At 70.2% G+C, this 1,199-nt stretch carries 1 protein-coding gene; it reads right to left on the reverse strand.

Going from position 1 to position 1,199, the window contains the following annotated elements; translation table 11 throughout:
• A partial coding sequence (locus GJ630_RS19375; RefSeq protein WP_191450778.1) for an MATE family efflux transporter occupies positions 1 to 1,199 on the reverse strand: 1,199 nt, incomplete at both ends.

Genomic DNA, 1,199 nt, shown 5'->3' on the forward strand with positions numbered 1-1,199 from the left:
GTAGGACCGGCTCACGACCCGCCACGTCCCCGACCGGAAGCGATAGTAGGTCACTGCCGCGGGAACGGCCGTCTCGACCACGAGCGAGGCGTACAGCGCGACCTCGCCGAGCGGCGTGACGTAGCCGAGATACGCCAGCGGGAGGGCGAACAGGTACATCCCGGCCAGTTGGGAGTAAAACGGCCAGCGCGTGTCGCCGCTGGCCCGGAGCGGCCCGGTCGAGCCGCCGTCGACACCTCGGAACACGACGCTGGCACAGGCGACGGCGACGAACACCGTCACCAGTGGGAGCACTGTGGGGTCCGAGACGAACAGGCGGGCGATGCCCCGCGAGAACGGGAGCAGCGTCGCCGCGACCACGATGTACACGCCGACACTTAGCCTGAGCACCGTCTGCGCCCAGACGGTCGCCTCGGCCTCGTTACCGTCGCCCAGAGCCTGTCCGACGAGGCTGCTCGACGCGAGGCTCAGTCCCCAGTTCGGCGTGTCAAGCAGCGCTCGGACGCGGAGCGCCACGACGTAGGCCGACACGACGCCGGGCCCGAACAGGCCGACGATGAACAGCCGGGGGAACTGCGCCCCAGTCCGCGCGAGGTTGGCCCCAACCAGCGGCGTCCCGGTTTTCGCGAGGTCCCGCCCCAGTCCCCGGTCGAGGAACGGCCGCGACACCGGAATCCGGACCGGAAACGCGCCGATTATCGGCAGGCCGCCGCGAGCCAGCCCGACAGCGAACCCAGCCGTGACCAGCACGTTCGCAATGACCGTGCCCAGCGCCGCACCGACGACGCCGAGGCCGAACCCGAAGATGAAGACGGCGTTCAACGCGATGTTGACGACCGCGCCGCCGGCCCGCAACAGCATCGGCGTCCAGGCGTCGTCGGCTCCCACGAGCGTCCGACTGGCGATGAGGTTCAGTGCGGCGAAGGGGACACCGAGGGCGACGACGCGCAGGTACTCGACCCCGTACCCGACGGCCTCGGACCCCGTCCCGACGAGATCGACGAGCAGACCGGGGATGACCCAGTACGCCGCCATCAACGGAAGTGTCAGCCCCAGAACGACGGCGGCGCTGGTCGTGACGGTGACCGCCAGTTCCCTCTCGGCGTCGGCCCCGTAGCGCTGGGACACCATCCCGATGGTTCCTCCGGCGACGCCGCCGCCCAGTGCGAACACGAGTTCCCAGAACGGTGCGGCGAAGC

The organism is Haloarcula sp. CBA1122 (assembly GCF_009741785.1).
GTDB lineage: Archaea > Halobacteriota > Halobacteria > Halobacteriales > Haloarculaceae > Haloarcula > Haloarcula hispanica.